Source organism: Thauera linaloolentis 47Lol = DSM 12138 (assembly GCF_000310205.1).
GTDB classification, from domain to species: Bacteria; Pseudomonadota; Gammaproteobacteria; order Burkholderiales; family Rhodocyclaceae; genus Thauera; species Thauera linaloolentis.
This window is the reverse complement of the sequence record NZ_AMXE01000182.1, coordinates 1-1,297: the sequence shown is the minus strand read 5'-3', so window position 1 is coordinate 1,297 and position 1,297 is coordinate 1. Positions and strand designations below refer to the sequence as shown.

The 1,297-nt window shown below is 73.0% G+C and carries 1 protein-coding gene and 1 pseudogene; both read right to left on the bottom strand.

The window, feature by feature from the left end; all coding sequences use genetic code 11:
• Positions 1–562: pseudogene (locus C666_RS19070) on the bottom strand (hypothetical protein); the annotation flags it as partial.
• 8 nt (positions 563–570) lie between these two features.
• Positions 571–1,297: efflux RND transporter periplasmic adaptor subunit (locus C666_RS19065; protein WP_004350815.1), on the bottom strand; the 727-nt coding region annotated here is incomplete at its 5' end.

The following is a 1,297-nucleotide window of genomic DNA, read 5'->3' as shown; positions in this document are numbered from 1 at the left end:
CCGTTTCGCCCGGTGCGGCATCGGCTTGCGGAGCGGTGTCTGGGCGCTTGCCGCGCAAGGCGCGCCAGGCATGGGCATAGGCATCGGCGGCGAGCGCGAGCAAGCCGGTTTCACGTGCCTGCCAGGGCGTGTCTCGCAGCAGGACGAGGGCGGCGCAACCAGGGGGCAGCGGCAGCGGCAGCCACCATGCGTGGGCCGGCAGGTGCTCGGCCCACATCGCGGCATCGCCGGCTTCGGCCGGCGGCGGCAGGCGGCCCGCGGTACGGGCGGCGGGCGTGGCGGCGTGGCGCTGCAGCAGTTCTTCCAGCCAGACGTTGAAGGGGGCGTCGCGGTTCGGCACCGCCAGCCCGGACAATGCCACGATGCGGCCGTCTCCTCGTCCTTCGGCGTCCGCCCACAGCACGGCCTGGCGGTAGGGCGCTAGCGCGTGGCTGTCGTTCGCCATCAGGAAGGCCAGCGCCTGCTCGTCGCTGCAGGCGCGCACGCGCTGTTCCAACTGCAGCAGGGTGGCGAGCAGGGTTTCGCGGGATGCCTGGGCGCTGGAGGCCGGACTTCCGGTCATGCGCGCGTTCATCGGCTGGCGGTCGGGGGGGCGATGTCCACGCTGCCGCTCATGCCCGGCAGCAGCAGCGAAGCCTCGCGCGCGGCCGGCGCATTGTCCAGGCGGCCGACGATCTTCACCGACTGGCTGAGCGGGTCCACGGTGCCGGCGATGCGGGCGACGGTGGCGGGGTGGGTCTGGCCGGTTTCATCCACCGTGATCGCCATCGGGTAGCCGGGCTTGAGCCAGGCCAGCCAGCGCGACGGGACGATGGTCTCGACCTCGAACGCGCTGTCGTCGTAGATGCTCAGCAGCTCCTTGCCTTCGGCCACGTGCTCGGCCGCGCGCACGTAGGTTTCCCCTACGCGGCCGGCGTAGGGCGCGGCGATGGTGCAGCGGCGCACCATGACGCGCTCCACGCCGCTCTCCGCCTGGGCGACGGATACCGCGGCGCGTGCCTGGACGAGATCGCCCTGGCTGATGGAGCCGAACTTGTCCAACTCCTCGGCGACGGTGAGCTTCTTGCGCGCGGCGGATTCGGCCTGGCCGGCGCGTTCGAGGCGGGCGCGATGCAGCGCGCAGTCGTAGGCCACCAGGGTTTCGCCCTGGCGGAAGCGCTGGCCTTCGCGCACTGGCAGGTTGCTGATCTTGCCCGCCAGTTCGCTGGAGATCACCGCATGCCGCACGGCGACGAGCTGGGCGCGCAGGCCCTCGGGCGCGGCGGCCGGCGCCGGCTGGGCGAGGGCGGCGCTGGCC